The organism is Mameliella sp. CS4 (genome assembly GCF_019392335.1).
GTDB lineage: Bacteria > Pseudomonadota > Alphaproteobacteria > Rhodobacterales > Rhodobacteraceae > Antarctobacter.
The window spans coordinates 97,140-121,400 of sequence record NZ_JAHXRQ010000005.1 but is presented as its reverse complement, the minus strand read 5'-3'; the positions used below and the strand labels follow the sequence as shown (position 1 = coordinate 121,400).

The following is a 24,261-nucleotide window of genomic DNA, read 5'->3' as shown; positions in this document are numbered from 1 at the left end:
TCAGCACTCCTCGTTGAGATGCGGGTTCCCCGCCTCGTAGTCCTTCTGGCTGACCTGCGCGACCTCGGCGCCCTCCAGCCAATATCCATCGGGGTGGCGGTCCGCATAGACCACGCGCGTCAGTCGCGCGCCCCCGGCATTCTCGAACAGGCCCGGCGACAGCTCCAGGTACCCGGTGTCGCGGTCGGCGACATAGCGAAACAGCACCGACGAGCCGCAGGTGTCGCACCAGCCGCGCTCGGCCAGCGCCGAGGACCGATGCGTCTTGAGCGGACCCTCGATGGTCACCCTGTTGGCAGGCGCCTCGATGCCCATCTGCAGGCCACCGCCCCAGCGCGTGCAGAGGTCGCAGAAACAGGCCGAAATCTCGTCGGACAGCGACTCGACCCGCACCGTGACGGCACCGCACAGGCAATGACCGGTCGTTGCGCTCATTCGGAGTCTCCCAGAACGCCGAATTTCGCATGGCACTCGGCCCGCGTCATCAACTTGCGCCCGGCCTGGCCCTCGTAGGCAAAGCTGTCGGGTTTCACGTCGATGTAGATCTCGTTGGTGATCTCGAAACCGTCCGCTTCGTCAAAGACGCCGATGGGCAGTTCGATGTCGTCCGAGTACTCGGACTCCATCGTCACCCGGAAAAACATCCCCGAGCCGCAGCGCGTGCAGAACCCGCGTTCCGCCCAGGGACTGGACTGGATACGCCCCAGGTGGGTTTCATCCTCCCAGGTCACGTTCTTCAGCGGCACGGTCACGCCGATCAGCGCCGATCCGGTCCAGCGGCGGCACATCTCGCAATGGCAGGCCCCGGCCTCTGCCGGCACCTCCTGCGCGGTAAACCGGACCGCGCCGCACATGCAGCCACCCTTGCGTTCCATCAGGTGTCCTCCGGCGGGGTCATGCCGACCGAAGCCAGGACCTCGGCCTCGGTCATGCGCTTGCGATCGCCTGCAAAGGCATGTCCGGCAGGCTTGTGGTCGATGTAGACCTCCGACTGCAACTCCAGACCGTCCAGCCTGTCCAGCGATCCGGCACAAAGCGCCAGCAGCCCCTGCATCGGGCCGGGCGCCGTCAGGCGCCAGAACAGGTTGGAGCCGCATTCGCGGCACCAGCCGCGCTCTGCCCACTCCGAACTCTTGTAGGTCGCAATCAGATCTTCGCCTTGCCAGGTGATCCCACCTGGGGCGACCTCGATGCCCAGCTCGATCCCGCCGCTCCACTTGCGGCACATGCCGCAATGGCAAGCGCCATAGCCTTCGGGAGGCTTCGAAAGGGTGTACCGCACGGCGCCGCAGAGGCACCCGCCGCTTGCCAACTTGCTCATGCCTTGTCCTCTGCTTGGGGCAATCCGCTCATCAGGTCGCAGTCATGGCGCGGATAGATGCCGCGAAACCCCTGTTCGCCGGGATAGATGAACTCCACCGGGCTGCGGTCGCGCGCGTTGGCCTGGCGCGCGTCCTCGGTGACGTCGGCGGCAAAGCCCGCAAAGAACCGCTTGTGCTTGTCCGAGACGTATTCGCGTCCCCGGACATGTTCGATCACCCGCCCCGAGGCATCGCTGCGGGTCATCTCGAACTCTGTCCGGTACAGCTTTTCGCCGTCGATCTCGATCTCGCCGATGATCCGGTCAAAGCCGGTCACGCGGGTCGGGCCGTCGATCGTCGACCTCTGGGTGAAATCGAAACTGTCGAGGCCGTTTTCGATCAGCTCGGACACGCTGCCGGGATCGCGGATCGGGCGCACCGTCCGGGTGCGGGTCGGCGCCTCGGGCGGGCCGCTTTCGATCCACTGGCCGTCGCCGTCGATGCGGCTGGTGAAATAGGCACCGGCCTCGCCGAAATCGGTGCGGAACCGGTGATCCGGGTCGATCTGCGGGCAGACAAAGTGATTGGTCACGACGCAGCTGCGGGATTGAACCGTCAGGTAGGTCTTGCAGCCCTCGGGCGGGGTGAACAGCCCGCCCTGGGCCTGGCCCGCGCCCGCACCGCCCAGCAGCGCAAGCGCCGCCAGACCGGCGCGGAGCGCGGTCGAGCCTTTACCCTTGGTCAATCTTTTGAGCCCCATGAGACAGCCTTTCTGACCCATTCAGGCGCCGTCTGCGCCTTGGTTAATCAACCCTTGCCGGTTTGTACAAAATGCTGGAATCGATGTACGTTTTGTACAAAACGTACAGGCCGACCCGGTCACTCTGCGGCGACGGCTCCCTTGCCGTTCATGTCCTGCAGGACGGCCTCGACACAGTCGCGCCCGTCACGGATCGCCCAGACAACCAAGCTTGCGCCACGCACGATATCGCCGATGGCATAGACGCCGGGCAGCGCGGTGCGCCCGCTGGTGAACTCGGCCTTGATGGTGCCCCAGCGGGTCACTTCCAGCTCGGGACAGCCCCAGAGCGTCGGCAGTTCCTCGGGCTCGAAACCCAGCGCCTTGATGACCAGATCGGCGGGTTCGTCGTAGTCCGATCCCTCGATCACCTCGGGGCGCTGGCGGCCGGTGGCATCCGGTGCGCCCAGGCGCATTTTCTCGACCACCACGGCATTGACCGGCTCACCCTTAAAGCCCTTGGGCGCGGTCAGCCATTCAAAGACCACGCCTTCTTCCTCGGCGTTCTGCGTCTCGCGCTGGCTCCCTGGCATGTTGGCACGGTCGCGGCGATACAGGCATTTGACACTGGTCGCGCCCTGGCGGATCGCGGTGCGGACACAGTCCATCGCCGTGTCGCCGCCGCCGATCACGACAACCTTCTTGCCCTTGGCGTTCAGCTCTCCGCTTTCGAATTCGGGCACGCTGTCGCCAAAGTTCGATGCGCGGTTCGAGGCGGTCAGATAGTCGATGGCCTTGACGATTCCTTTCGCGCCCGCACCCGGGCCGCCCAGGTCACGCGACTTGTAGACGCCGGTGGCGATGATGACCGCATCATGTTGTGCCCGGATCTCGTCGAACGACAGGTCGTCGCCCACGTTACAGTTCATCACAAAGCGCACGCCGCCCTCTTCGAGCTGCTTGTTGCGGCGCATCACGATGTCCTTCTCCAGCTTGAAGCCGGGGATACCATAGGTCAGCAGCCCGCCCGAACGGTCGTAGCGGTCATAGACGGTCACCTGCACACCGGCACGGCGCAGCATATCGGCCGCGGCCAGCCCGCCGGGGCCTGCGCCGATGATGCCGACGCTTTCAGTGCGTTCCTGCGCCGGGGTGACAGGTTTGACCCAGCCTTTGTCCCAGGCGGTGTCGGTGATGTATTTCTCGACCGAGCCGATGGTGACGGTGCCGTGGCCCGATTGTTCGATGACGCAGTTGCCTTCGCAGAGGCGGTCCTGCGGGCAGATGCGGCCACAGATCTCGGGGAAGGTATTGGTCGCCTGGCTGACCTCATAGGCCTCCTGCAGGCGGCCCGTCGCGGTCAGGCGCAGCCAGTCGGGGATATTGTTGTGAAGCGGGCAATGGCTCTGGCAATAGGGCACGCCGCACTGGCTGCAACGCGCGGCCTGTTCCGCGGCCTTGGCCTCGGCGTATTCGGCATAGATCTCGTCGAAATCCGTCCGGCGCTCTGCGGCCTCCCGCTTGACCGGCATCTCCCGCCCCACGGACACAAATTTCAGCATCGGCTGCTTCGCCATTCATCCACCCTTTGCAGGTAATCCCTAGATCGTCCGCGCCTCCTTACAGAAGCTTGCGCAAGAATGAAAGTCAGTCATGCTGACCTTTATCCAGAATATTCCTGTTTTGAGACCTCAAAAAACACACCTCACCCCGCAATTTATGTCCGAATCGGACTTAAATTGCCGCTTTCGGCTCTGAAACAAGGAGTTATACCAAGGCGGGTAGCTTTGATTGGACCCCGACAATGGCTTTTACGCAACTCCTGATTCTTGCCCTGATACAGGGGGTTACCGAATTTCTGCCGATTTCTTCCTCCGGCCACCTGATTCTCCTGCCGAATCTGACGGGCATGCAGGACCAGGGGCAGGTGATCGACGTGGCCGTTCACGTCGGCACCTTGCTGGCCGTGATCCTCTACTTCCGAACCGATGTTAAGGACGCTGCCGCCGGCACGCTGAGGCTCATGACCGGGCGTATGGACACTCCGGGCGCGCGCCTGGCCTTCCTGTTGCTCATTGCCACGATCCCGGTGATCCTTTTCGGACTGGCGCTCAAGCTCTCTGGCGTGGACGACATGCTGCGTTCGACGGCGGTGATCGGCTGGACCATGCTGATCTTTGGTCTCGTGCTTTACTGGGCCGACATGAAAGGCGCGCAGGACAAGGCGGACAGCGACTGGAGCCTGCGGGATGCGATCGTCATGGGGCTTTGGCAGGCCGTGGCCCTGATCCCGGGCACCTCGCGGTCCGGCATCACCATCACAGCGGCGCGCCATCTGGGCTATAACCGGCACGATGGCGCCAAGTTGGCCATGCTGATGTCGATCCCGACGATCATGGCCTCTGCCGCCCTGCTGGGGGTCGAGGTCATCGCCAGCGCCGATGCACAGGCCGCGCGCGACGGGGCGATTGCGGCGGCGCTGGCCTTCGTTTCGGCGCTGGGTGCGCTCTCGCTGATGATGCGTCTGTTGCGGTCGGTCAGCTTTACGCCTTACGTCATCTACCGGGTGATCCTGGGGCTGTTTCTGCTCTGGATCGCCTACGCCTGAGCGTCAGACCCGATGGTAGGGCGCCCCCGCCTGGATCGAGGCGGCGCGGTAAAGCTGTTCGGTCAGCATCACCCGTACCAGCATGTGCGGCCAGACCATTGGCCCAAAGGACATGAGGTCCTGCGCCTCGGCCCTCAGGGCCGGGTCGATCCCGTCAGCGCCGCCAATGACAAAGGCCAGATCCTGCGCGCCACCATCGCGCCAGTCTGCCAGCTTTCCGGAAAACTCGGGCGAGGACCACATGTGGCCGCGTTCGTCCAGCGCACAGATCCGCGCGCCTGACGGGATCGCACGCCGCAGCAGCGCGGCCTCGCCCGCCATGCCGCCGCCCTTGCGGTCCTCGACCTCGATCACCTGCGCCGGGCCAAGGCCCAGCGCCCGGCCAGTCCGGTCGAAACGTGTCAGGTAATCATCGACAAGCGCCTTTTCCGGCCCCTTGCGGAGCCGGCCAACCACGCAAAGATGTACGCGCACCGATCAGGCCTGATTGCCTGCCACCGGAGCCCACATCTTTTCCAGCTGGTAGAACTCGCGCACCTCGGGACGGAAGAGATGGACAACCACGTCCCCCGCGTCGATCAGTACCCAGTCCCCGGTGTCCTTGCCCTCCATCGTGGAGAGAACGCCGAAGCTCTGCTTGAGTTCATCCGCCAGCTTTTCCGACAGCGCCGCGACCTGGCGCGACGAACGGCCAGTGGCGATGACCATGTAATCGCACACCGAGGATTTGCCGCGCAGGTCGATCTGCACGATATCCTCTGCCTTGTTGTCGGAGAGAGTTTCGAGCACTGCCGCGAGAATGCCCTCGGCGGTCGGTTCGCTCTGTGTCATGGCCGAAATGCCCCGGCCTTGATGAGCGGCATGTGCCGCAAGTGTCGTCGAAGACAGGACAATGTCCTCCTGTGTCGCTGCGCGCCCCCCAAGCCCGGACGCATGGGCATGTCTTAAAGATAGCATCGGAAATGTAAATTCTCAATGTCGCGCGGCGGGGGGACAGGGCAGGGGGACTGTATCTGCCTGTGCCTTCAGCTTTTTCAGGTAGCGGTCAACGGGTTGCGGGCGCAGGAAAGGCCGCGCCTGACCATCTTTTTCCAGCACCAGATCGGCGGAAACAGGCGCATCCGGATCAGGCCCGACCCCATGCAGGCAAAGGCCAAAGGACATTTCCAGCGAGCCCGAGGTTCGTTCGGGGGCTTCGGTTTTCCAGGCGCGGGCACGGGCCTGCGCTGCCCGCAGGGTGTCCAGGTCAGCGGGCGCAACGGCCAGAATCAGAGTCCCGCCGCGCGTGTCCCGGCGCTGCAGGACAAAGCCCTCGTCGAATGCGCCCCGGGGCGAAGCCGCTGCAAGGGTCAAGCGCGCCGAGTCGGGCGGAAGGTCCAGACCATCGGGCAAGTGCAGGTGGATCTGGAAATCCGCCGGATCGGCGGTCAACGGATCAACCTGGCGCAAGTCTTGCAGGGTTTGTGGCGCCAAGGCCGTGCAGGCGCTTAGCAAAGCCAGGAACGGGAGTAGGCGGAACACAAAGAACCTCCTCTTGTGGAATCGGGGTTTATTGTCTTACATTAAATAATATGAATTAAAAGATAAACTGGACAGTGCCATGACCTATCGACTTCCCCTTGCCACGCGCCGCGCCGCCCAGGTTCTGCGCGGGCTCTCATTCCTCGCGATGGCGGTGATCCTCGGGCTGGTGGTCTGGATTGCCGTCGATCCCGCCTTGCTCATTTCGCACCGTGCGGCGGCGCTTGGTCTGGACATGGGCGGGCGCAGCATCGGCGGGGCGAGCCGGCTGGCACTGGTGGCGGGAGCCTGGGTGGCACTGGGCGCCGTGCTTTACACGCTTTGGCACATGAGCCGGCTTTTTGCCTGTTACGCGGGGGACGCGGCACTGACCCCCTCGGCGGCCCATGCGCTGCGGCACATCGGCCTGGGTTTCCTGGCGCAGTCGGCGGTGGGGGTGCTGGCCCATCCGGTCGAGACACTGTTTCTGACCCTCGGCGCGCCCGCGGGACAAAGGATGGTCTCGCTTGCCGTGTCCTCGGCTGACCTGGGCTTTGTCCTTGCGGGCGGGATGATGCTGATCGTCGGGCTGGTGACCAGCCAGGCCGTCGCGCTCAGGGCCGAGAACGAGGGATTCGTCTGATGCAGATCGTGGTGCGGCTGGACGTGATGCTGGCGCGGCGCAAGATGCGCTCACGCGAGCTGGCCGAGCGCGTGGGCATCACCGAGCAGAACATTTCCTTGCTGAAATCCGGCAAGGTCAAGGGCATCCGCTTTGAGACACTGGCGAAGATCTGCGAGGTCCTCGACTGCCAGCCCGGCGATCTGCTGGAGGCCCTGCCCGAGGGGGAAGCGTAGGGCGGGGTTTACCCCGCCGCTTCGGTCATGCGCCGTAGGGCACCCAGACCGTCTTGACCTCGGTCGCCTGTTCCAGAAAGTCGCGGGTGTCGCCGGTGTCCTGCCAGTCGCGCGCGCGCCCGTCATTGACCCAGGTCCGTTTCAGGTTTCCGGCCGAGGCGGTCTCGATCGCCTCCGACAGGTCGCTGGACGAGAAGGACCAGACCGCTTCGACATCCATGTGGGCGGCCAGCACCGGGGCCAGCTCGACATGCGCGCCGGTGAGGATGTTTACAACGCCCCCCGGCACGTCAGAGGTTTCCAGCACCTGGGTGAACTCCAGCGCGGCCAGCGGGAAGGGGTCGGAGGCGATCAGCACCACCCGGTTCCCCATCGCGATGGCGGGCGCCATGACCGACACCAGCCCCAGAAGCGGCGCCTCGTCCGCACAGAGCGCGCCGATCACCCCGCAGGGTTCGTTCATCGCAAGTGCAACACCGCGCATGGGCACGCTGCGCACCCCACCGTCGAACTTGTCCGCCCAGGCGGCGGCAGTGAACAGCCGGTTCACGCTGGCCTCGACCTCGGCCGCGCCGTTGTCGTCACCGGTCAGCCGGTCGATCAGGGCGGCGAAGTCCCCTGCCCGAGCCGAGAGGTTCTCGCCGATGTAATAGAGAACTTGCGCGCGGTTGTGCGCGGTGGCCTTGGCCCAGCCGCCCGCGCCGCGCGCCGCCTCGACGGCGTTGCGGATGTCCTTGCGGTTGGCGATGGGCGCCTGGCCGATCAGCTTGCCCGTCGCGTCATGGATGTTGCGCGCGTAGCCACCGTCGGGCCGCGCCTGCTTGCCGCCGATATAGAGCTTGGCGGTGCGGTCCACCGGCTGCGGCTCGGCGCTGTCGCCGGCAAAAGCCTCGACCGGGGCCAGCGTTGCGGTGTCGCCCCGGGGGCGGGTATAGGCGCGCAGGCCCTCCCAGCCGCCTTCACGGCCAAAGCCGCTTTCGCGGACACCTCCGAACCCGGCGGCGGCGTCGAACATGTTGGTCCCGTTGACCCAGACCACCCCCGCCGCCAGTTGCGGCGCCACGTCCAGCGCGGTGTTGATGTTCTCGGACCAGACGCTGGCGGCCAGCCCATAGCGCGTGTTGTTGGCCAGCGCGACTGCCTCGGCAGGCGTGCGGAAGGTCGAAGAGACCAGTACCGGGCCGAATATCTCTTCCTGCATCAGGGGCGAGGCGGGCGACAGGCCAGAGATCAGCGTCGGCGGGTAATAACAGCCCTCGGGCAGGGGGCAGTTGGCGCGATAGATCGTGCCCTCGGCGCCGGAAACCATGTCCTCGATCCGGCGCAGCTGTTCGGGGGCGACGATGGCGCCGACGTCGATGCATTTGTCCAGCGGATTGCCAATGCGCAGCTTGTCCATCCGCGCACGCAGCCGGTCGTGGAAGGCGTCCGCCACGCCCTCTTGCACCAAGAGGCGGGACCCGGCGCAGCAAACCTGTCCCTGGTTGAACCAGATCGCATCCACCAACCCCTCGATGGCGCTGTCCAGGTCGGCGTCCTCGAAGACAACGTAAGGGGATTTGCCCCCCAGTTCGAGCGTCAGGCCGATGCCGCGCCCGGCCGTCGCCTGCCGGATCTTGCGGCCAACCTCGGTCGAGCCGGTAAAGGCGATCTTGTCCACGTCCGCGTCGGTGATCATCTCGCCCACCCGGCCGTCGCCGGTGACGATATTGACCACGCCCGCAGGCAGACCCGCCTGTTGGCAGATGTCGGCGAACAGCAATGCGGTCAGCGAGGTCCACTCGGCCGGTTTCAGCACCACCGTGTTGCCGGTGGCCAGCGCCGGGGCGATCTTCCACGACAGCATGAGCAGCGGAAAGTTCCACGGTACGATCTGGCCGCAGACCCCCAGCGCCTGCCGGTCGGGCAGCTCGCTGTCCATCAGTTGCGCCATGCCCGCGTGATAGTAGAAATGCCGCTGGGCAAGGGGGATGTCGATGTCGCGGCTTTCGCGGATCGGCTTGCCGTTATCCAGCGTTTCCAGCACGGCGAACAGCCGCGCGTGTTTCTGCAACAGCCGCGCCAGCGCATAGAGATGGCGCGCGCGGCCCGGTCCTCCCAGCGCCTCCCATGCCGGCTGGGCTGCGCGGGCGGCAGCCACGGCGGCGTCAACGTCGTCCTGCGTGGCCTGCGTCAGCGTCGCCAGAACCTCTCCGGTGGCCGGGTTACGGCTGTCGAAGCCTGTCCCCGCCTCGGTGAAGGCGCCGTTGATGAAATGGCCGAACCGCGATCCCTGGTCGACGATCCAGGCCAGCGCATCCCCGGCGCTTTCGGGGGCGGGGCCGTAATCCATGTTTTCGAAGATCTCTTTGATGCTCATTTCAGCCTCTCGCAGGCGGTTTGTGCCAGGTTCGGCGCGTGTGCGTCGAATTGCAGGTGCTGGAGGGTGACACGGTCCCCGAAGGTGGGCGGCTCCCCGCCCGCCAGAACGGGATCGCCGTAGACAATGAGTGCCGCCTCTTCGGACAGAAAGACCCGACGTTTCAGCGATCCCCGTGCCATGCGTGCCGTGGTCTTCAGTCCGCCTTGGTCGATCATGATGATGCCCTGACTTACGGTGATTGCGGCGATGGGGGGAAGACCGGCGGCCTCCGCGCCCCAAGGCGCGCAGGCATAGCTTTGCGCCAGGACAGGTGTTGCAAGACCAAGCACGGCAAGGGCCATGAGGGCGGGCTTCATTGTGCGGCTCCCATTGCCAGGTAGATCACGTAAACCAGCCAGATCAGCGCCAGGCCCCAGACGAGGTGCTGCACCCGCAGGCTGCGTTTTTGCAGGGCGGCAAAGTCTTCCAGCCCCTCGGGCGGGCTGTCGGGCAGGTCGAATTCCGGTTCCGGCCCCAACTGGCGGAACAGCCGTGTCGGCAGGTCGCGCGCGGCGCGCTTCAGCCGCCGTCGCCGCCAGTTGCTGACCCCCATCACCAGAAAGACGGCCACCATCATCAGCGACCATTGCGGTGTCATCTGCATCTGGAGCCGCTCCTGATTTCCGGTTTTTCCAATGCCACCATCGGTCTCGTTTCCTGTCTTTTCGGGGCTCCGCCCGTTCGGCCCTCAGACCGTCCCACGGACGGTCTGCCGCTGCGCGGACTGGACCTCACCCCGCCGCGTGCCGCCAGGACGCCGAGTAGGCCCCGGTGACATGATGTTCCAGCTGCCGCTCGATATCGCCCAGCAGCGACGAGGCGCCAAAGCGGAAGAGGTCGGGCCGCAGCCAGCGGTCGCCCAGTTCCTCCTTGACCATCGCCAGGTAGGTCAGCGCGTCCTTGGCCTTGGAAATTCCGCCTGCGGGCTTGTAGCCGACGCGATAGCCGGTGGCCGCATGATAGGCGCGGATCGCCCGCATCATCACAAGGCTGACGGGCAGTGTGGCGTTGACGCTTTCCTTGCCGGTCGAGGTCTTGATGAAATCGGCCCCCGCCATCATGCAGACGAGGCTTGCGCGGGCGACATTCTGCAGCGTGCCCAGCTCTCCGGTGGCAAGGATCGCCTTGACGTGGGCCTCGCCGCAGGCGGCGCGGAAGGTGCGCATCTCGTCATAGAGCCCCTGCCAGTCGCCGGTCAGGACCTTGCGGCGCGAGATGACGATGTCGATCTCCTGTGCACCCGCCTGAACGCTTTCCTCGATCTCGGCCACACGCAGACGAAAGGGCGACAGTCCCGCCGGGAATCCGGTCGACACGGCGGCCACGGGGATGCCGGACCCTTGCAGGGCGCCCAGCGCCGGGCCGATCATGTCGTGGTAGACACAGACCGCGCCGACGGTCAGCCCTTCGAGGCCCAGCGCCTCCAAAAGGTCGGCGCGCACGGGATGACGCGCCTTGGCACACAGCCGGGCGACCCGGCCCGGCGTGTCGTCGCCCGCCAGCGTCGTCAGGTCGATGCAGGAGATCGCGCGCGCCAGCCAGGCGGCCTGATACTCTTTCTTGACCGAGCGCCGTCCGGGCAAGGTGGCTGCGCGCCGTTCGATGGCCGAACGGTTGGCGCGGGCGGCGCGGACCCAGTCCATGTCCAGCATCATGCCGGGGTTGCGCGCATCCTGAAGCTGGGGCAGTTGCGCGGTCTTGTCGCCTTTGACGGTGACGGGTGTCATGCGCCCTCCAAACTGGTTTGCGGTCAGCCTGCCCCCGGCGGCAGGGCTTTTCAAGCGGAACGCTGAGGCAGGTCCGCCGCGGCCAGCGCCTCTTGCAATCCCGGGTCCGGCACGGTGCCCCCGCGCACCTGCGTGCGCTTCAGCGATTTCCAGCCGTTGGTGATGTTCCGGCAATGGTAGAACCAGGCGTTGTCCAGCTGGAACCGGCGCGCGAAGGGCAGCCGTTCCAGTTCATGCGCGCGCCATTGGTAGCCGCGCAGCGGACCGCCGGGCACCACGCACCATTTTGGCGGGCAAGTCTTGACCGGCGCGTCCCGGTGGCTGTGGCGCGCGTGCCAGGGCCAACCCTCTGCCTCGGGCGCGGGATGCACCCAGCGGCCCGGAAAACGGACAAAGCCGGCGCGGCTTTGCACTGCGGCATCGAAAACGGTGCGGCCGGGCGTCATCACCAGTTCGTCCACGTCGCAATTCAGGACCGCGCGCGCGCCCTGCAGGAACCGGAATTGCAGCGCGTTCAGAATGCCCGTCTGCAGGAACAGCTCGGCGTTGATAAAAGGGGGCAATCCGCGCGGCCCGTAACGCAGCGGCGTCGACAGGACGATGACCTGCTCATAGCCCGCCCGTTCCAGTGCGGGGCGGATCTGGTCAGGCCCCAAGGTTTCCGACCCATTGTCGACGAACAGCACCGCGTCGGCGCCGTGGTGGGCGGCGTGGAACCTGGCCCAGTCCTCGATCCAGTCCGGGTGGTTGTCCTTTGACAGCGTCATCAGAACGTTGCGCCCATCCAGCCGGGTGTCCGGGCCGTTGACCGGGGTTTCCCCCCGCCAATCCCCGACCTCGACCGCGACACGGGACGGTTGGACATCGGCGCGCAGACGGATCAGAGTATGGCGGTAATAGCGCGTGATGCGCGGGCGCACCTCTGACCCGTCCAAAGTGAAACGCGCCCGCGCCACGCTCCGGTCCAGGTTGTTGAGCCTCGGGCAGATCAGCACAACCGCGCCGTCGTGCCAGACCGCGTCCAGCCAGAGCGTCGTAGAATCGAACCGGTCGAGGTAATCCTCGGCCCGTTTGGAGGCACGCACGCGCGGTGTGCGGGACAGGCCGCTGCCGTCGAGACTGAGGGTGGCGAAATCGCTCATCGGGTCTTCCAGTATTACGCCCCATTTCGCTAGCCCAGCGGGTGCATGGGGTAAAGCGATGATCGCGCGGTGGCCATGACGTGACGTTGATCGTGACAGCGTCAGGTGCATCATGTGAGGTGAGCGCGAGGACCCCGGGAGGACTTGATGACAGAATATCCGCACCTGCTGCGCCCGCTCGACCTTGGTTTCACCACGCTCAGGAACCGCGTGCTGATGGGGTCGATGCACACCAATCTCGAAGAGCGGGGCGACTGGAACCGGGTGGCAGAGTTCTACGCCACGCGGGCGCGTGGCGGGGTCGGCCTGATGGTGACGGGCGGCATGGCCCCCAATCGCGAAGGCGGTGTCTTTCCGGGCGCGGCGGGACTGTTTACGCCTGAGGATATCGCCAACCACCGGATGGTTACCGACCGGGTGCACGAGGCGGATGGCAAGATCGCCATGCAGATCCTGCACGCGGGCCGCTATGCCTATGGCCCCGACTGCGTCGCCCCGTCTCCGGTGAAATCTCCGATCTCTCCCTTTCCGCCGAACGAGCTGGACGAGGACGGCATCGAAAAGCAGATCGCGGACATTGCCACATCCGCCGCCCGCGCCCGCGAGGCGGGCTATGACGGGGTCGAGATCATGGGCTCGGAGGGCTATTTCCTCAACCAGTTCCTTGTCACCCATACCAACAAGCGCACCGATGGCTGGGGCGGCAGCTATGAGAACCGGATGCGCCTGCCGGTCGAGGTCATGCGCCGGGTACGTGCGGCGGTCGGCGATGATTTCATCGTCATCTTCCGCCTGTCGATGATCGACCTGGTGCCCAATGGTTCCACCCATGACGAGGTGGTGCAACTGGCGCAGGCGGTCGAGGCGGCGGGCGCCAATATCATCAACACCGGCATCGGCTGGCACGAGGCGCGGGTGCCCACCATCGCCACCAGCGTGCCCCGCCGGGCCTTTGCCTGGGTGACGCAAAAGCTGATGGGAAAGGTCGGCGTGCCGTTGATCACCTCGAACCGGATCAACACGCCGGAGGTGGCCGAGCAGGTGCTGGCCGAGGGCTGCGCCGACATGGTCAGCCTGGCGCGGCCCTTCCTCGCCGACCCGGATTTCGTGGCCAAGGCGGCGCGCGGCCAGTCGCATCTGATCGCGCCCTGCATCGCCTGCAACCAGGCCTGTCTGGATCACACCTTCCAGGGCAAGGTTTCGACCTGCTTGGTCAACCCCAAGGCGGCCTTCGAGACGGAACTGGTGGTGACCCCGACCGATGCGCCGCGTCAAATCGCGGTCGTCGGCGCCGGTCCGGCCGGACTGTCCGCGGCGATCATGGCGGCGGAGCGCGGGCACAAGGTGGTGCTGTTCGACAAGGCCGACACCCTGGGCGGACAGCTGAACATGGCCCGCAAGGTCCCCGGCAAAGAGGAATTCGACGGGCTGGTGGATTGGTTCACTGCCATGACGCAGGCGGCAGGTGTCGAGCTGCGCCTTGGGACAGAGGCCACGGTCGAGACGCTGGAAGGCTTCGACGCGGTGATCGTGGCGACCGGCGTCCTGCCGCGCGACCCGCAGATCCCGGGGCAGGATCACGCATCGGTCAAGGGCTATGTCGCCGTGCTGCGCGACGGGGCCGAGGTTGGCAAGCGCGTCGCAATCATTGGCGCGGGCGGCATCGGTTTCGACGTGGCTGAATTCCTCGTGACGGCGGACAGTCCGACGGAAAACCTGCCCGACTGGATGCGCGAATGGGGCGTGACGGACCCGGCCGAGGCGCGCTCGGGCCTTGCACCCGAAGGGCCACGGCCCGACGCCGCCGAACGTGAGGTCGTTCTGTTGCAGCGCAAGGCCGAACGCCCGGGCAAGCGGCTGGGCAAGACCACGGGCTGGATTCACCGCGCGGCGCTGAAGATGAAGGGCGTCGAGATGCGCAGCGGCGTAAACTACGAACGCATCGACGACGCGGGCCTGCACGTCAGCTATGGCGAGGCGCGCGAGCGGCCCGAGGTGATCGCCTGCGATACCATCGTGCTGTGCGCCGGGCAGGTCAGCGAACGCACCTTGGCCGACGCGCTTGAGGCCAAGGGCGTCGAGACCCATGTGATCGGCGGTGCCGACGTGGCGGCGGAACTGGATGCCAAACGCGCCATTGACCAGGGCACGCGGCTGGCGGCCACGCTCTGACGGCGGTGGGTCTTGGAACATACGCCGCCTGCTTGCGTTTCCCCTGCAACCGAAACGCAAGCAAGGAGGTTTGTCATGGCCGATATCGGCAACGCAAAAATCCTCATCATCGCCACGCATGGCTTTGAACAGTCAGAACTCGAAGTGCCTCGCGACCAGCTGCGCGCCAAGGGCGCAACGGTCCATGTCGCCACGCTTGACGGCGAGGCGGCGACGGGCTGGCAGGGCAGCGACTGGGGGCGTCCGGCGGGCGCAGACCTGCGCGTCGCGGATGCCGACGCCACCCAGTACGACGCGCTGGTGATTCCCGGCGGCCAGATCAACCCGGACCTGCTGCGGGTCGAGGCGCCCGTGATCGCGCTGGTGCGGGCCTTTGCCGAACAGGGTAAAGTGATTGCCGCCATCTGCCACGCGCCCTGGGTGCTGATCGAAGCCGATATCGTGGCGGGCCGCGAAATGACGGCTTACCCGTCGATCCGGACCGACCTGAAGAACGCTGGCGCCCGGGTCATGGATGAACCCGTGATTGCCGACAGCGGCATCGTCACCAGCCGCAATCCGGGCGACCTTGACGCCTTCGTGGCCAAGATCGTGGAAGAGGTCGAAGAGGGTCGGCACAGTCGCAAGGCTGCCTGACACGGACCATGCGATCGGGACATGAAAATGGGCGCGTCGCTGTTGCGGCGCGCCCTTTGTCGGTCCGGAGGTAGGTTATTCCACCGTGATCGTGATCTGGTCCGAAACCACCGGCGGGTCGTGCGGGATGTGGTTCATGTCGCCCAGCACCAGCTGCAGCGTGTGCTGGCCGGGGTCGAGGCCCAGCGTGACCTCGGTCTGGCCGCCGCCGAAGTGGCGGTGGTTGTCGTCTCCCGGGATGCCGTAATTCTTGTACTCGGCATCTTCGGCGCCCTCGCCGAAGGGGGCGCGGTCGATCAGGATGTGGTGGTGGCCGGTGTTCTCCTTGTCGGTCCCGGCGGGAGCCACGCCCATGCCGGCCAGGCCGAACTGGACCGCGACCGGGCTTTTTACCGTGTCGCCATCGGCAATGTTGATGAAATAGACCTTGGCGCCTTCGGGCGCGGGCACGCCGTCGGCCATGACGGCCAAAGGTGCGACGGCCAGAGCGGCGGCGCAGAGAATTGAACGAAACATGGGGGTAGTCCTCCCTGAAAATCAGTTCTGTCGAAGTTGCCTTCAGGTGCTCAGGCTACACTTTTACGCGATTCCGGACAGGCTTTTAGTGTTTCCCCGTCGCAGACAGCGCGACGCATTACCCCTCAATTGTCGCCTCCTTGCCCAAGTTGCGCCCCAGTTCAAAAGCATAGGTTGCAAAACGAAAGACTTTTGAATGGAGACCTGAATGGACCGTCTGACCGAAATGGAGGCCTTTGCCACAGTCGTGGACCAGGGCGGCTTCACCGATGCGGCCAAGAAGATGGGCATCTCCAAGTCTGCCGTATCGAAACATGTGTCCAGCCTGGAGGCGCGGCTTGGCGCGCGCCTTTTGAACCGCACGACCCGCCGCGTTTCCCCTACCGAGATTGGCCTGGCCTATTACGACCGTGCCCGCCGGGTGTTGAACGACGCCGGAGAGGCGGATGCACTGGTCACATCCATGCAATCGGCACCCTCGGGGCTGCTGCGGATTTCCGTGGCGACGGATTTCGGCGTCAATCACCTCAGTCCCGTGCTGGGTGAATTCCTGGCCGAGTTCCCCGACATCACCGTGAACATGGTGCTGAACAACCGCTACGTCGAGCTGATCTCCGAAGGCTTTGACATGGCGGTGCGGATTGGTGAACTGGAGGATTCGACCCTGCGCGCGCGCAAGCTGACCGACACCACCAAGCGCATGATCGCCTCGCCTTCGTATTTCCAGAAGTTCGGCCGCCCGCAGCGGATCGACGACCTGAACGAGCACAAGCTGCTGCACTATTCCAACCAGTCTTCCGGCAATGTGTGGAAGCTGACCGCGCCCTCGGGCGAAAAGCGCCAGGTGCGCACCGCCGGCTGGCTCACGGTCAACGACGGGCAATCGTTGCTGAATGCCTGCATCGCGGGACTGGGCATCGCCTACCTGCCGTCCTACCTCTACCACGAGGCGATGGAGGCCGGGCTGGTCCAGGATGCGATCCCCGATCTGCCGGTGGAAACGCAGGGTATCTATGCCGTCTATCCCCCGGGCCGGTTCACCCAGCCCAAGGTCCGCGCCTTCATCGACTTCCTGGTGCATGCCTTTGCCGAGAAAGGTCCGCAGACCTGGTAGGCCCGCGGGCTGTCACTCGGTCGAGATCAGCACCGCCTCGACCCGGCGGTTCGCCTCGCGCCCTTCGGGCGTGAGGTTCGACGCGACCGGGGCCAGGTATCCCACACCCTCTGCGCCGATCTGTGCCGCCCGTGTGCCGTGCCGGTCGCGCAGATAGCTCATCGCCGCCTCGGCCCTGCGCAGGGACACCCGCCTGTTCGCCTCCAGCGACCCGGTCGCATCCGTATGCCCGACAAAGAGGATCTGCCGCGAGGGATTGTCCGCAAGGTAGGCCGCGAGGGCATCCAGCGAGGCGATGCGCCCCTCTCCCAGGGCGGTGGAGCCAGAGCGAAACAGAAGGTCCCGCAGGATCACATGGCCGCTGTTCTCCAACGTCCGGATGATGTCGTCGCGCGGCTGCGCGGGCACGGCGGGCACCGGATCTGCCGGGGCGCCGGGCCGTATCTCGCCGACGCTGCCGCCGGCGCGGATGATCTGGATGTACCCTGCGCGGGCATCGCGGCTGGTCAGGATCGAGACCGCGCCTTCCTCGTCCGAAAGCGCGGAAATGAAATGATAGTCGCTCAGGTCCACGAACATTTCCGGCGCCGGCAGAACCAGCGTCGCAAAACGGAAGTCGAAGCCGCCACAGGCCCGCGCCCGGCAGTCCAGCAGGATGTCGAACCCCTGCGCGACCAGGGCGTCGCGCAGCGGCTGTGCCAGTTGAAAGGGCGTCTCGTCGTTGTCGGGCAGGTGCCAGGCGGCCACCTCGATCCGGCCCTCGACCCGTTCCACGGGCAGGTAGCCGTTTTTCCACGGGCCGGTCGGCAAGGCATAGGCCCCGGGCGATTGCACGGTGCCAAAGCTTTGCTGCGCGCCGCGCGGCAAGGTCAGGTCGGCCGCCGCCGCACTGCCCGCCACCAGCACCAGGCCCAGTGCCAGCGCCTTAGCGCGCCTGCGCGTGGTACTCGTCATTCGGACGCATGTCTGTGGCGCTGGCAACCCGGTTGGTCATGTTGAAGAACCCCGCCACATTGGCGATGTCCCAGATGTCACGCTCCGAAAAGCCCGCGTCGCGCAGGGCTTCGCGGTCCCATTCGGCGATTTCGGCGCTGGCCTTGGTCATCTTCTCGGCAAACCCCAGCATGGCGCGCTGGCGGTGGTTCAGATCCGCCACCCGCCAGTTCATCACCAGCATCTCGCCCAGCTTGGGATCGCCCGACAGCTCTCGCACGGCGGCGCCATGCGCGGTCAGGCAGTAAAAGCACTTGTTCACCGAGGAGACGACAACCGCGATCATCTCGCGTTCCAGCTTGGTCAGCCCGCTGTCCGCCAGCATCAGGTCGTTGTACATGGCGGTGAAGACATTGAGCTTGTCGACGTCGAAGGCATAGGCCCTGAGGACATTGGGCACCATGCCCAGCTTGTCCTGGCAGACGTCAAAGTATTTCTGCGTGGCCTCCGGCAGGGGGTCGACCATGGGCAGGTTGAGCGCGGTGGGCAGGGCGTTGGTCACATTTCCTCGCAGTCGCCGTTCAGGATGCGGTAATGGTAGTGCCCCACGACCTCCATCTTCAAGGCGGCATAAAGCGCATTTGCGCCGGTGTTCTCTTCGGTTGCGGCCACGGCGATGCGGGTCGCCCCATTCTGCGCGGCCCAGAGCGCGGCACAGCGCATCATCCAGCCGCCCAGCCCCTTCTGTCGGTGCTCGGGCGCAATTTCCAGCGCATGCACCATCGCGGTGCCGTTATGGATCGCGCAAAAGCCGGCGCCTGCGGGCTTGTCCGAAACGCGTCCGAACAGTCCGGTCTTGGGGGCAGGGGCCCGCTCCATCACCCGCTGGCGTTCGGCGCCGATGTCGCCCGCCTCCCAGATTTCGCGCATGATGGCCAGCGGTTCCCAGATCGCAAAGGCGGTGACGCGCGGCAGCTTGAGGTCGGTCAAAAGCTCGATCGGCGCCGACCACAGCTGCACCGGGTCGATCCGCTCATAGCCACGGCGATCCAGCGCCGTGTCCAGCGCGGCATCCTCGGGGCGGACCATGAACAGGGGCGCCTGACCCATGAGACGCATGGCATCTTCAGCGGCGGAGAGGTCGCCCTCGTCCCATGTGCCATGCGCCGTCGCAGCCGAGACACGCTTGCCGCCGCCGCGCCCCTCGCGCAGCAGCCACGGCCCGGCCTCGACCCGTGAGGCGGCGGGCCAGGTGGCATCAAGTGCCTCGAAGTAATCGGAAAGGTCGTCGGTCATTGCCACGGCCCGAAATTGAGGTTTGTCCCGTTATGGCCGCTGCATTGGGGGCTGTCCATGCGGCGTGCGCGCCTTTCGCACGGCCTACTGCGTGACCGCCTCGGGGAAAAGCGTGCTCAGTTCCGACATGGCCGCGTCGATCCGTCCGCCATCGGTGCCCCGGATCACCACGTTGGCGCCGTAGACGCCATTGCGCTGGTAGGGGTAGGACCCGATGGAGAGGTCGGTGAACCGCTCTGCCAGGGCGCTCAGCGGCCCGGCGATGTCGCCTTCGCCGCGTTCGATCCGCAGGGTCTGGGACAGCAGGGGCTGGCCCCCGGTCATCTTGGGCAGCACGCTGGACACCATCGCCTGGAACACCGCCGGCACACCCGCCATGACATGCACATTGCCAAGCGTGAACCCAGGCGCCGCAGAAACCGGGTTCTCGATCAGGCTGGCGCCATCGGGGATGCGCGCCATGCGCAGCCGCGCCTCGTTCAGCTCCGATCCCTGCCGGTCGTAATGTGCCTGCAGGATCGCGCGGGCATCGTCACGCACGCTGATCGCCACGCCGAAGGCCTCGGCCACGCAGGGAGCGGTGATATCGTCGTGGGTCGGCCCGATCCCGCCCGAGGTCACCACATGGTCGAACCCGTCGCGCAGGGCGTTCAACGCCGCAACGATCGCCGCGCTGTCGTCCGAGACGATGCGCACTTCTTTCAGGTCGATGCCGTGCTTGGCGAATTCCTGCGCCAGGTAGTGCATGTTGGCGTCACGGGTGCGGCCCGACAGGATCTCGTCCCCGATGACCAGCATGGCGGCGGTGGGATTGGACATGGGCAGGCTCCTTGGCGTGGGGATTTCCAGAGGGTATAGGCGGCAGCCATGCGCTTTCAAACCCCCTTGGTCCCCGCGACCCTGATCCGCCGCTACAAACGCTTTCTCGCCGACTGCCTGCTGGAGGATGGTCGCGAGGTGACGGCCCATGTCGCCAACCCCGGCAGCATGCTGGGGCTCAAGGACGAGGGCCTGCGCATCTGGCTGGAACCCAACGACGACCCGAAGAAGAAACTGAAATGGGCCTGGCGGTTGGTCGAACACACGGACGGGCATTTTACGGGCGTCGACACGGGCGTGCCGAACCGTGTGCTGAAGGCCGCGCTGATGGCGGGCGAGGTCGCGGGGCTGGACGGCTACGACCTTGTCCGGCCCGAGGTGAAATACGGTGAAAACAGCCGCATCGACTTTCTGCTGACCGGCGCGGATCGCCCCGATTGCTACGTCGAGGTGAAATCCGTGACACTCTCGCGGACGCACGGCCCTGCCGAGTTTCCCGACAGCGTGACGGCGCGCGGCACGAAGCACCTTGGTGAACTGGCGGCAATGGCGGCGCTGGGGCACCGCGCGGTGATGCTCTACCTCGTCCAGCGCAGCGATTGCACCCAGGTCACCCTGGCGGCAGACATCGACCCGGCCTATGCGGCGGCATTCGCGCGCGCGCGTGATGCGGGGGTCGAGGTGCTCGCCCTGGGATGCGGGATATCACCCGAGGGCATCACGCTCGGCGCGCCTCTGCCCTTCACGATGCCCCGTGTTTCTTTGGGCTGAAAATACCTCCGGGGGTGTGGGGGCAGAGCCCCCACCCTGAAAAAAGGAACGGGGGCGCAGGCCCCCGTCCAATGTTTCGATCCTGACCGCCCGCAAGGGGCGCCCGCCCTCAGACCTTGAGGTTCGGGATGATCTGCTTCTTGCGGCTCATGATGCCCGGCAGGACAACGCTGTCGCCCGAGACGCTGGCGCCAAAGCTCTTCTCGGCCACGCCCTTCACGCGGTCGTTGGGGATCAGCAGGGTGGCTTCTTCCTTGAGGATGTCCACGACAAACAGCAGAACGTCATCGACGCCGTCTTCGGCGCAGACGGTCTTCATGGTGTCCATCAGGCTGGCCTTGCGGTCCAGCGGGATCTCGGGCGCGGTGGTTTCCAGGACCGAGACACGGAATTTCACGCCGTCGACCTCATATTCCTTGCTGTCCATGCGGATCAGCTCGGCATCGGAGAAGGACGAGACGTCGGACTTGGCGGCGAACATCTGCGCGGCATAGTCGGAGACATCGATGCCCAGGTCAGCGGCCAGCTTCTGGGCCACGGCGCGGTCATGGTCGGTGGTGGTGGGCGAGCGGAATTCCATCGTGTCCGAGAGGATGCAGGTCAGCGCCGCGCCCTTGATCTCTTTCGGCATCTTCGCGGCATCGTCGCCCATCAGGTCGACCATGATGGTAGCGGTGCAGGCCAGCGGGCGCACGGTGATGTCGATCGGGCCCTTGGTTTCCAGGCCGCCGACCAGCTTGTGGTGGTCGATGATGGCGCGGATGTCGGCCGAGTTGATCGAGGCGGGCAGTTCCGCGGGGTTGTTGGTGTCGACGATGACAACAGGCGCATCGGCGGCGACGTCCGAGATGATCTCGGGCTTGTCGAGGTTCCAGTGGCTCAGCATGAAGGCGGCCTCGGTGTTGGGCTCGCCCAGGAGGACCGGCTTGGCGGCCTCGCCTTTGACTTCGTTGAGATACCAGGCCCAGATGATCGGGCTGCCGGTGCTGTCGGTGTCGGGGGACTTGTGGCCGAAAACCTGCGTGGTCATGGGAATCCTCTTGGCTGAGATGTCGATTTGGCCGCCTCATAGCCGCGTCGCGGCGAGATGTCACCCCGCCGCCGGCGGGTGCGACCTTGGGAACCGGTTCGCTTTGCAAGGATCGCGGGGCCGGTCGGGACTCGGGCCCCCTTGGGCCCATCGCCCGCCCGCCAACCCGCGACCGGGCGCATCGCTCCGGCTTCTGGAAAGGACGGCAAGTGCGGCATGGCTTCAGGAGTCACCAGCAATCAAGCCGCGCCTGTTTCCCGGAGCCCTCCCTCGCTGACTTTCTGCCTGAGGCAAAGACCCGGGCGGGGCAAGGGCAAGCCGCGCAAAGCGCGGGGCTGCGCCCCCTTGCCCCGCCCGGTCCTTCACCTCTTTTCGGCATCAAGCGAGGGAGGGCTCCGGGAAACAGGCTTGGGCCAGGTGGAGGCGGCGCGCGGTTCAGCGCGGCAGGGGGTTTGCGGCCTTGTTGTAGGGCTGCCAATTCTCGATCTCGGGGTAGTACTGCCGTCGCCAGGCTCGCACCCTCGGGTTCATGATCCGGCGCCAGAGCGGCGGGATCATCGCCGCGATGGCCATGACCGGGTAGCCGTAGGGCAGTTGCGGCGCCTCGTCCTCGGGGTAGGTCTGCAGCAGGGGAAAACGCCGGTCGGGCTTGTAGTGGTGGTCGGAATGGCGTTGCAGGTTGATCATCAGCCAGTTGGTCGCCCGGTGTTCCGCGTTCCAGGAATGGCGTGGCAGGACGTGTTCGTATTTCCCGTCTCCCAGGTGTTTGCGCGTCAACCCGTAGTGTTCGACGTAGTTGACCACCTCCAGCTGCCAGATGGCCACGCCCGCCTGCACCAGGAAGAGGACCAGCCCGGTCCAGCCGCCCAGCACCAGCGCCAGCGCCAGCATCGCGCCCTGCAGCGCCCAGTAGCGCCAGAAGGGGTTGGAGCGGTGATTCCAGGGCAGTTTCCTGCGCGCCAGCATCGCCGCCTCGGCCTGGAACGACGAATGCAGGCTTTGCCGCAGCACGCGGGGATAGAACTTGTGGAACCCCTCGTTGTACCGCGCCGTCACCGGGTCGCGCGGCGTGCCGACGTAACGGTGATGCACCAGCAGGTGTTCCGAGCGGAAATGCGAGTAGAGCACCATCGCCAGCAGGATATCCCCCAGCCAGCGTTCCAGCCGGTTGCGCTGGTGCAGCAGTTCATGCGCGTAGACGATGCCCACCGTGCCCGTCATCACGCCTGTGCCGAACATGACGCCGAATTTCTCCAGCGCGTTCAGATGTCCGGCGCCGCTGACATAGGCCACGAGGCCGAAGAGCGTCAGCGCCTGCAGCGGCACCCAGACCTGTGTCAGGACGCGGTACCAGAAAAGCTGATCCTCGCTCGTCTCGAGGTCGGCGTTCTCCGTGTTCAGCCCCACGGCAATGTCGATGGCAGAGAACAGGTACCACGCACAAAGCGGCGTCAGGGCAATCCACCAACCGCCAAGGACGGCCCCGGTCCAGACCAGCGGGACCAGGATGAAAGACAGGCCGAAGGGCAGCGCGGCCGAGAATTTCGCGACCTGTGCGGCGGGGATCATATCACTGCTCCGGTTGCTCTCACCGATTAAGCCCGCTTTGCCACGCGCGGGCGATCACTGTCCTTGCGCAAGGTCAAAGGCCTTGCGCATCACCGTTGGCAGATCGGCGGGGCTAAAATCGGGCAATTCGATGAATTCTCCGCGATATGGCCGCCGGTCCAGCGGCACGAGGGCGGTCTTGATCGTCAGGCGCAGGTGAAAATGGGTGAAGGTGTGACGCGCCTCGGCGTTCAATGTCTTCCATTCGGCGCGGATCGGGGGAGTGTCCTGTGGCGCCTCTTCGCCCCAGTCCGAACCGGGCCAGCCCAGCATCCCCCCCAGCAATCCCTTGTCCGGGCGGCGTTCCAGCAGCCAGGCGCCGTCGATCCGGCGCGCCAGGTAGGCGATGCCCAGGCGGGTGGGTTTGCGCTTCTTGGGCGCCTTCTTTGGCAGCTCGGTGGTGGTTCCTTCTGCCCAGGCGGTGCAAGATGTTCGCCAGGGGCAGAGCCCGCAGGCGGGGCGTTTGGGTGTGCAGATCGTGGCGCCCAGGTCCATGACCCCTTGGGCGAAACATCCCGGACGCTGGTGCGGGGTCAGCCGGGCGGCATGTTCGGTCAGGATCGGCTTGGCGGCGGGCAGGGGGGTGTGTTCGTCGAAGAGCCGGGCCATGACGCGTTCCACGTTGCCGTCCACCACGGTCTGTGGATCGTCAAAGGCAATCGCGGCGATGGCGGCGGCGGTATAGGGACCGACACCGGGCAGGGTCAGCAGCGTGGCGTGATCCTCGGGGAACTGACCGCCGTGGTCATCCGCCACCACCCGGGCGCATTTCAGCAGGTTGCGGGCGCGGGCGTAATACCCGAGCCCCGCCCAGGCGGCCATGACATCCGCATCCGCCGCCGCGGCCAGGGTCTGCACCGTTGGCCATCGCGTCGTGAAGGCATGGAAGTAGTCGCGCACCGCCGCCACGGTTGTCTGTTGCAGCATGATCTCGGACAGCCAGACGCGGTAGGGATCGGGGCGCTCCCCGCGCAGGCGCGCGGCGGGGCCGACGCGCCAGGGCAGGGCGCGCGCGTGGCGGTCGTACCAGTCAAGCAACGCCTGCGGGTCGGGTCTGGGCATGGGTTCATCACGCAAGGGTGAAACTCCG

Annotated in this window: 28 protein-coding genes; 7 read left to right on the top strand and 21 right to left on the bottom strand. The window is 65.8% G+C overall.

Features of this window, described 5'->3' with window-relative positions:
- The 5 genes from KZZ07_RS08890 to KZZ07_RS08870 all read right to left on the bottom strand — a co-directional run bounded on the left by KZZ07_RS08890 (window position 1) and on the right by KZZ07_RS08870 (window position 3,617).
- Window positions 1–435 carry a GFA family protein gene (locus KZZ07_RS08890; RefSeq protein WP_219513611.1) on the bottom strand — a complete coding sequence of 145 codons (435 nt, stop codon included), beginning with the start codon at window positions 433–435 and terminating at the stop codon, window positions 1–3.
- Complete coding sequence (locus KZZ07_RS08885) at window positions 432–875, bottom strand: GFA family protein (protein ID WP_255564240.1); 444 nt, start codon at window positions 873–875, stop codon at window positions 432–434. The genes KZZ07_RS08890 and KZZ07_RS08885 overlap by 4 nt, the downstream gene beginning before the upstream one ends.
- Window positions 875–1,321, bottom strand: coding sequence for a GFA family protein (locus KZZ07_RS08880; RefSeq protein WP_219513610.1), 447 nt, complete (start codon window positions 1,319–1,321; stop codon window positions 875–877). Before KZZ07_RS08880 ends, KZZ07_RS08885 begins: the two co-directional genes overlap by 1 nt.
- On the bottom strand, window positions 1,318–2,061 hold the full coding sequence (locus KZZ07_RS08875) for a hypothetical protein (protein WP_219513609.1): 744 nt from the start codon (window positions 2,059–2,061) through the stop codon (window positions 1,318–1,320). The genes KZZ07_RS08880 and KZZ07_RS08875 overlap by 4 nt, the downstream gene beginning before the upstream one ends.
- Before the next feature lie 119 nt (window positions 2,062–2,180).
- Entirely contained in the window at window positions 2,181–3,617 is a 1,437-nt protein-coding gene (locus KZZ07_RS08870) for an NAD(P)-dependent oxidoreductase (protein ID WP_219513608.1), read from the bottom strand.
- Window positions 3,618–3,844: 227 nt separating this feature from the next.
- Between KZZ07_RS08870 and KZZ07_RS08865 the strand changes: the two genes are divergently transcribed.
- Window positions 3,845–4,648, top strand: coding sequence for an undecaprenyl-diphosphate phosphatase (locus KZZ07_RS08865; RefSeq protein ID WP_219513607.1), 804 nt, complete (start codon window positions 3,845–3,847; stop codon window positions 4,646–4,648).
- 3 nt (window positions 4,649–4,651) lie between these two features.
- Here KZZ07_RS08865 and rlmH read toward each other — a convergent pair whose 3' ends face one another.
- Genes rlmH through KZZ07_RS08850 form a run of 3 tightly spaced genes read right to left on the bottom strand, consistent with a single transcriptional unit; the run spans window position 4,652 to window position 6,169 of the window.
- Complete coding sequence (rlmH, locus tag KZZ07_RS08860) at window positions 4,652–5,122, bottom strand: 23S rRNA (pseudouridine(1915)-N(3))-methyltransferase RlmH (RefSeq protein ID WP_219513606.1); 471 nt, start codon at window positions 5,120–5,122, stop codon at window positions 4,652–4,654.
- Between the two features lie 3 nt (window positions 5,123–5,125).
- Complete coding sequence (rsfS, locus tag KZZ07_RS08855; protein WP_255564239.1) at window positions 5,126–5,605, bottom strand: ribosome silencing factor; 480 nt, start codon at window positions 5,603–5,605, stop codon at window positions 5,126–5,128.
- A gap of 15 nt (window positions 5,606–5,620) precedes the next feature.
- Entirely contained in the window at window positions 5,621–6,169 is a 549-nt protein-coding gene (locus KZZ07_RS08850; protein ID WP_219513603.1) for a hypothetical protein, read from the bottom strand.
- Window positions 6,170–6,248: 79 nt separating this feature from the next.
- Here KZZ07_RS08850 and KZZ07_RS08845 point away from each other — a divergent pair, with 79 nt between their 5' ends.
- Window positions 6,249–6,791, top strand: coding sequence for a DUF2975 domain-containing protein (locus tag KZZ07_RS08845; RefSeq protein WP_219513602.1), 543 nt, complete (start codon window positions 6,249–6,251; stop codon window positions 6,789–6,791).
- Window positions 6,791–7,006 (top strand): helix-turn-helix domain-containing protein, encoded by a 216-nt coding sequence (locus tag KZZ07_RS08840; RefSeq protein ID WP_074622298.1) that lies wholly within the window; start codon window positions 6,791–6,793, stop codon window positions 7,004–7,006. Before KZZ07_RS08845 ends, KZZ07_RS08840 begins: the two co-directional genes overlap by 1 nt.
- 25 nt (window positions 7,007–7,031) lie before the next feature.
- Here the strand turns inward: KZZ07_RS08840 and KZZ07_RS08835 are convergent, their stop codons facing one another.
- The 5 genes from KZZ07_RS08835 to KZZ07_RS08815 form a co-directional block, all read right to left on the bottom strand.
- The gene (locus KZZ07_RS08835) at window positions 7,032–9,365 is read right to left on the bottom strand and encodes an aldehyde dehydrogenase family protein (RefSeq protein WP_219513599.1); all 2,334 of its coding nucleotides are present in this window, start codon (window positions 9,363–9,365) and stop codon (window positions 7,032–7,034) included.
- Entirely contained in the window at window positions 9,362–9,724 is a 363-nt protein-coding gene (locus KZZ07_RS08830; RefSeq protein ID WP_219513597.1) for a hypothetical protein, read from the bottom strand. Before KZZ07_RS08830 ends, KZZ07_RS08835 begins: the two co-directional genes overlap by 4 nt.
- Window positions 9,721–10,011, bottom strand: a complete 291-nt coding sequence (locus tag KZZ07_RS08825) for a hypothetical protein (protein ID WP_219513596.1) — start codon at window positions 10,009–10,011, stop codon at window positions 9,721–9,723. The genes KZZ07_RS08830 and KZZ07_RS08825 overlap by 4 nt, the downstream gene beginning before the upstream one ends.
- Before the next feature lie 127 nt (window positions 10,012–10,138).
- Window positions 10,139–11,134: a deoxyribose-phosphate aldolase gene (gene deoC, locus KZZ07_RS08820; RefSeq protein WP_219513595.1), complete on the bottom strand. Its 996-nt coding sequence runs from the start codon at window positions 11,132–11,134 to the stop codon at window positions 10,139–10,141.
- A gap of 50 nt (window positions 11,135–11,184) precedes the next feature.
- Window positions 11,185–12,276: a hypothetical protein gene (locus KZZ07_RS08815; RefSeq protein ID WP_219513594.1), complete on the bottom strand. Its 1,092-nt coding sequence runs from the start codon at window positions 12,274–12,276 to the stop codon at window positions 11,185–11,187.
- Between the two features lie 147 nt (window positions 12,277–12,423).
- Between KZZ07_RS08815 and KZZ07_RS08810 the strand changes: the two genes are divergently transcribed.
- Both KZZ07_RS08810 and KZZ07_RS08805 read left to right on the top strand, forming a co-directional pair.
- The gene (locus tag KZZ07_RS08810) at window positions 12,424–14,448 is read left to right on the top strand and encodes an NADPH-dependent 2,4-dienoyl-CoA reductase (protein ID WP_219513593.1); all 2,025 of its coding nucleotides are present in this window, start codon (window positions 12,424–12,426) and stop codon (window positions 14,446–14,448) included.
- A gap of 75 nt (window positions 14,449–14,523) precedes the next feature.
- Window positions 14,524–15,084 carry a type 1 glutamine amidotransferase domain-containing protein gene (locus KZZ07_RS08805; RefSeq protein ID WP_219513592.1) on the top strand — a complete coding sequence of 187 codons (561 nt, stop codon included), beginning with the start codon at window positions 14,524–14,526 and terminating at the stop codon, window positions 15,082–15,084.
- Between the two features lie 75 nt (window positions 15,085–15,159).
- Here KZZ07_RS08805 and KZZ07_RS08800 read toward each other — a convergent pair whose 3' ends face one another.
- On the bottom strand, window positions 15,160–15,600 hold the full coding sequence (locus tag KZZ07_RS08800) for a DUF4399 domain-containing protein (RefSeq protein ID WP_219513591.1): 441 nt from the start codon (window positions 15,598–15,600) through the stop codon (window positions 15,160–15,162).
- A 208-nt stretch (window positions 15,601–15,808) separates the two neighbouring features.
- Between KZZ07_RS08800 and KZZ07_RS08795 the strand changes: the two genes are divergently transcribed.
- A complete protein-coding gene (locus KZZ07_RS08795) occupies window positions 15,809–16,714 on the top strand; it encodes a LysR family transcriptional regulator (protein ID WP_219513589.1) in 906 nt (301 codons plus the stop codon).
- Between the two features lie 12 nt (window positions 16,715–16,726).
- Here KZZ07_RS08795 and KZZ07_RS08790 read toward each other — a convergent pair whose 3' ends face one another.
- The 4 genes from KZZ07_RS08790 to KZZ07_RS08775 form a co-directional block, all read right to left on the bottom strand.
- Entirely contained in the window at window positions 16,727–17,668 is a 942-nt protein-coding gene (locus KZZ07_RS08790; protein WP_219513588.1) for an OmpA family protein, read from the bottom strand.
- Window positions 17,640–18,209 (bottom strand): peroxidase-related enzyme, encoded by a 570-nt coding sequence (locus tag KZZ07_RS08785; protein WP_370631088.1) that lies wholly within the window; start codon window positions 18,207–18,209, stop codon window positions 17,640–17,642. Before KZZ07_RS08785 ends, KZZ07_RS08790 begins: the two co-directional genes overlap by 29 nt.
- Window positions 18,206–18,943 (bottom strand): GNAT family N-acetyltransferase, encoded by a 738-nt coding sequence (locus tag KZZ07_RS08780; protein ID WP_219513587.1) that lies wholly within the window; start codon window positions 18,941–18,943, stop codon window positions 18,206–18,208. The genes KZZ07_RS08785 and KZZ07_RS08780 overlap by 4 nt, the downstream gene beginning before the upstream one ends.
- A gap of 84 nt (window positions 18,944–19,027) precedes the next feature.
- A complete protein-coding gene (locus KZZ07_RS08775) occupies window positions 19,028–19,762 on the bottom strand; it encodes a competence/damage-inducible protein A (RefSeq protein WP_219513586.1) in 735 nt (244 codons plus the stop codon).
- 48 nt (window positions 19,763–19,810) lie between these two features.
- Here KZZ07_RS08775 and sfsA point away from each other — a divergent pair, with 48 nt between their 5' ends.
- Window positions 19,811–20,533 carry a DNA/RNA nuclease SfsA gene (gene sfsA, locus KZZ07_RS08770; RefSeq protein ID WP_219513585.1) on the top strand — a complete coding sequence of 241 codons (723 nt, stop codon included), beginning with the start codon at window positions 19,811–19,813 and terminating at the stop codon, window positions 20,531–20,533.
- Window positions 20,534–20,642: 109 nt separating this feature from the next.
- Here sfsA and KZZ07_RS08765 read toward each other — a convergent pair whose 3' ends face one another.
- The 3 genes from KZZ07_RS08765 to mutY all read right to left on the bottom strand — a co-directional run bounded on the left by KZZ07_RS08765 (window position 20,643) and on the right by mutY (window position 24,233).
- Window positions 20,643–21,563 carry a manganese-dependent inorganic pyrophosphatase gene (locus KZZ07_RS08765; protein WP_219513584.1) on the bottom strand — a complete coding sequence of 307 codons (921 nt, stop codon included), beginning with the start codon at window positions 21,561–21,563 and terminating at the stop codon, window positions 20,643–20,645.
- Window positions 21,564–21,998: 435 nt separating this feature from the next.
- Window positions 21,999–23,132, bottom strand: coding sequence for an alkane 1-monooxygenase (locus tag KZZ07_RS08760; RefSeq protein ID WP_219513583.1), 1,134 nt, complete (start codon window positions 23,130–23,132; stop codon window positions 21,999–22,001).
- Between the two features lie 54 nt (window positions 23,133–23,186).
- Entirely contained in the window at window positions 23,187–24,233 is a 1,047-nt protein-coding gene (mutY, locus tag KZZ07_RS08755; RefSeq protein WP_219513581.1) for an A/G-specific adenine glycosylase, read from the bottom strand.
- Window positions 24,234–24,261: the final 28 nt, after the last annotated feature.

Excerpts from the sequence above, each read along its gene's own strand:
- KZZ07_RS08890 (WP_219513611.1), bottom strand. The coding sequence starts at position 435 with ATGAGCGCAACGACCGGTCATTGCCTGTGCGGTGCCGTCACGGTGCGG.
- KZZ07_RS08885 (WP_255564240.1), bottom strand. The coding sequence starts at position 875 with ATGGAACGCAAGGGTGGCTGCATGTGCGGCGCGGTCCGGTTTACCGCG.
- KZZ07_RS08880 (WP_219513610.1), bottom strand. The coding sequence starts at position 1,321 with ATGAGCAAGTTGGCAAGCGGCGGGTGCCTCTGCGGCGCCGTGCGGTAC.
- KZZ07_RS08875 (WP_219513609.1), bottom strand. The coding sequence starts at position 2,061 with ATGGGGCTCAAAAGATTGACCAAGGGTAAAGGCTCGACCGCGCTCCGC.
- KZZ07_RS08870 (WP_219513608.1), bottom strand. The coding sequence starts at position 3,617 with ATGGCGAAGCAGCCGATGCTGAAATTTGTGTCCGTGGGGCGGGAGATG.
- KZZ07_RS08865 (WP_219513607.1), top strand. The coding sequence starts at position 3,845 with ATGGCTTTTACGCAACTCCTGATTCTTGCCCTGATACAGGGGGTTACC.
- rsfS (WP_255564239.1), bottom strand. The coding sequence starts at position 5,605 with ATGCTATCTTTAAGACATGCCCATGCGTCCGGGCTTGGGGGGCGCGCA.
- KZZ07_RS08845 (WP_219513602.1), top strand. The coding sequence starts at position 6,249 with ATGACCTATCGACTTCCCCTTGCCACGCGCCGCGCCGCCCAGGTTCTG.
- KZZ07_RS08840 (WP_074622298.1), top strand. The coding sequence starts at position 6,791 with ATGCAGATCGTGGTGCGGCTGGACGTGATGCTGGCGCGGCGCAAGATG.
- KZZ07_RS08835 (WP_219513599.1), bottom strand. The coding sequence starts at position 9,365 with ATGAGCATCAAAGAGATCTTCGAAAACATGGATTACGGCCCCGCCCCC.
- KZZ07_RS08830 (WP_219513597.1), bottom strand. The coding sequence starts at position 9,724 with ATGAAGCCCGCCCTCATGGCCCTTGCCGTGCTTGGTCTTGCAACACCT.
- KZZ07_RS08825 (WP_219513596.1), bottom strand. The coding sequence starts at position 10,011 with ATGCAGATGACACCGCAATGGTCGCTGATGATGGTGGCCGTCTTTCTG.
- deoC (WP_219513595.1), bottom strand. The coding sequence starts at position 11,134 with ATGACACCCGTCACCGTCAAAGGCGACAAGACCGCGCAACTGCCCCAG.
- KZZ07_RS08815 (WP_219513594.1), bottom strand. The coding sequence starts at position 12,276 with ATGAGCGATTTCGCCACCCTCAGTCTCGACGGCAGCGGCCTGTCCCGC.
- KZZ07_RS08810 (WP_219513593.1), top strand. The coding sequence starts at position 12,424 with ATGACAGAATATCCGCACCTGCTGCGCCCGCTCGACCTTGGTTTCACC.
- KZZ07_RS08805 (WP_219513592.1), top strand. The coding sequence starts at position 14,524 with ATGGCCGATATCGGCAACGCAAAAATCCTCATCATCGCCACGCATGGC.
- KZZ07_RS08800 (WP_219513591.1), bottom strand. The coding sequence starts at position 15,600 with ATGTTTCGTTCAATTCTCTGCGCCGCCGCTCTGGCCGTCGCACCTTTG.
- KZZ07_RS08795 (WP_219513589.1), top strand. The coding sequence starts at position 15,809 with ATGGACCGTCTGACCGAAATGGAGGCCTTTGCCACAGTCGTGGACCAG.
- KZZ07_RS08790 (WP_219513588.1), bottom strand. The coding sequence starts at position 17,668 with ATGACGAGTACCACGCGCAGGCGCGCTAAGGCGCTGGCACTGGGCCTG.
- KZZ07_RS08780 (WP_219513587.1), bottom strand. The coding sequence starts at position 18,943 with ATGACCGACGACCTTTCCGATTACTTCGAGGCACTTGATGCCACCTGG.
- KZZ07_RS08775 (WP_219513586.1), bottom strand. The coding sequence starts at position 19,762 with ATGTCCAATCCCACCGCCGCCATGCTGGTCATCGGGGACGAGATCCTG.
- sfsA (WP_219513585.1), top strand. The coding sequence starts at position 19,811 with ATGCGCTTTCAAACCCCCTTGGTCCCCGCGACCCTGATCCGCCGCTAC.
- KZZ07_RS08765 (WP_219513584.1), bottom strand. The coding sequence starts at position 21,563 with ATGACCACGCAGGTTTTCGGCCACAAGTCCCCCGACACCGACAGCACC.
- KZZ07_RS08760 (WP_219513583.1), bottom strand. The coding sequence starts at position 23,132 with ATGATCCCCGCCGCACAGGTCGCGAAATTCTCGGCCGCGCTGCCCTTC.
- mutY (WP_219513581.1), bottom strand. The coding sequence starts at position 24,233 with ATGCCCAGACCCGACCCGCAGGCGTTGCTTGACTGGTACGACCGCCAC.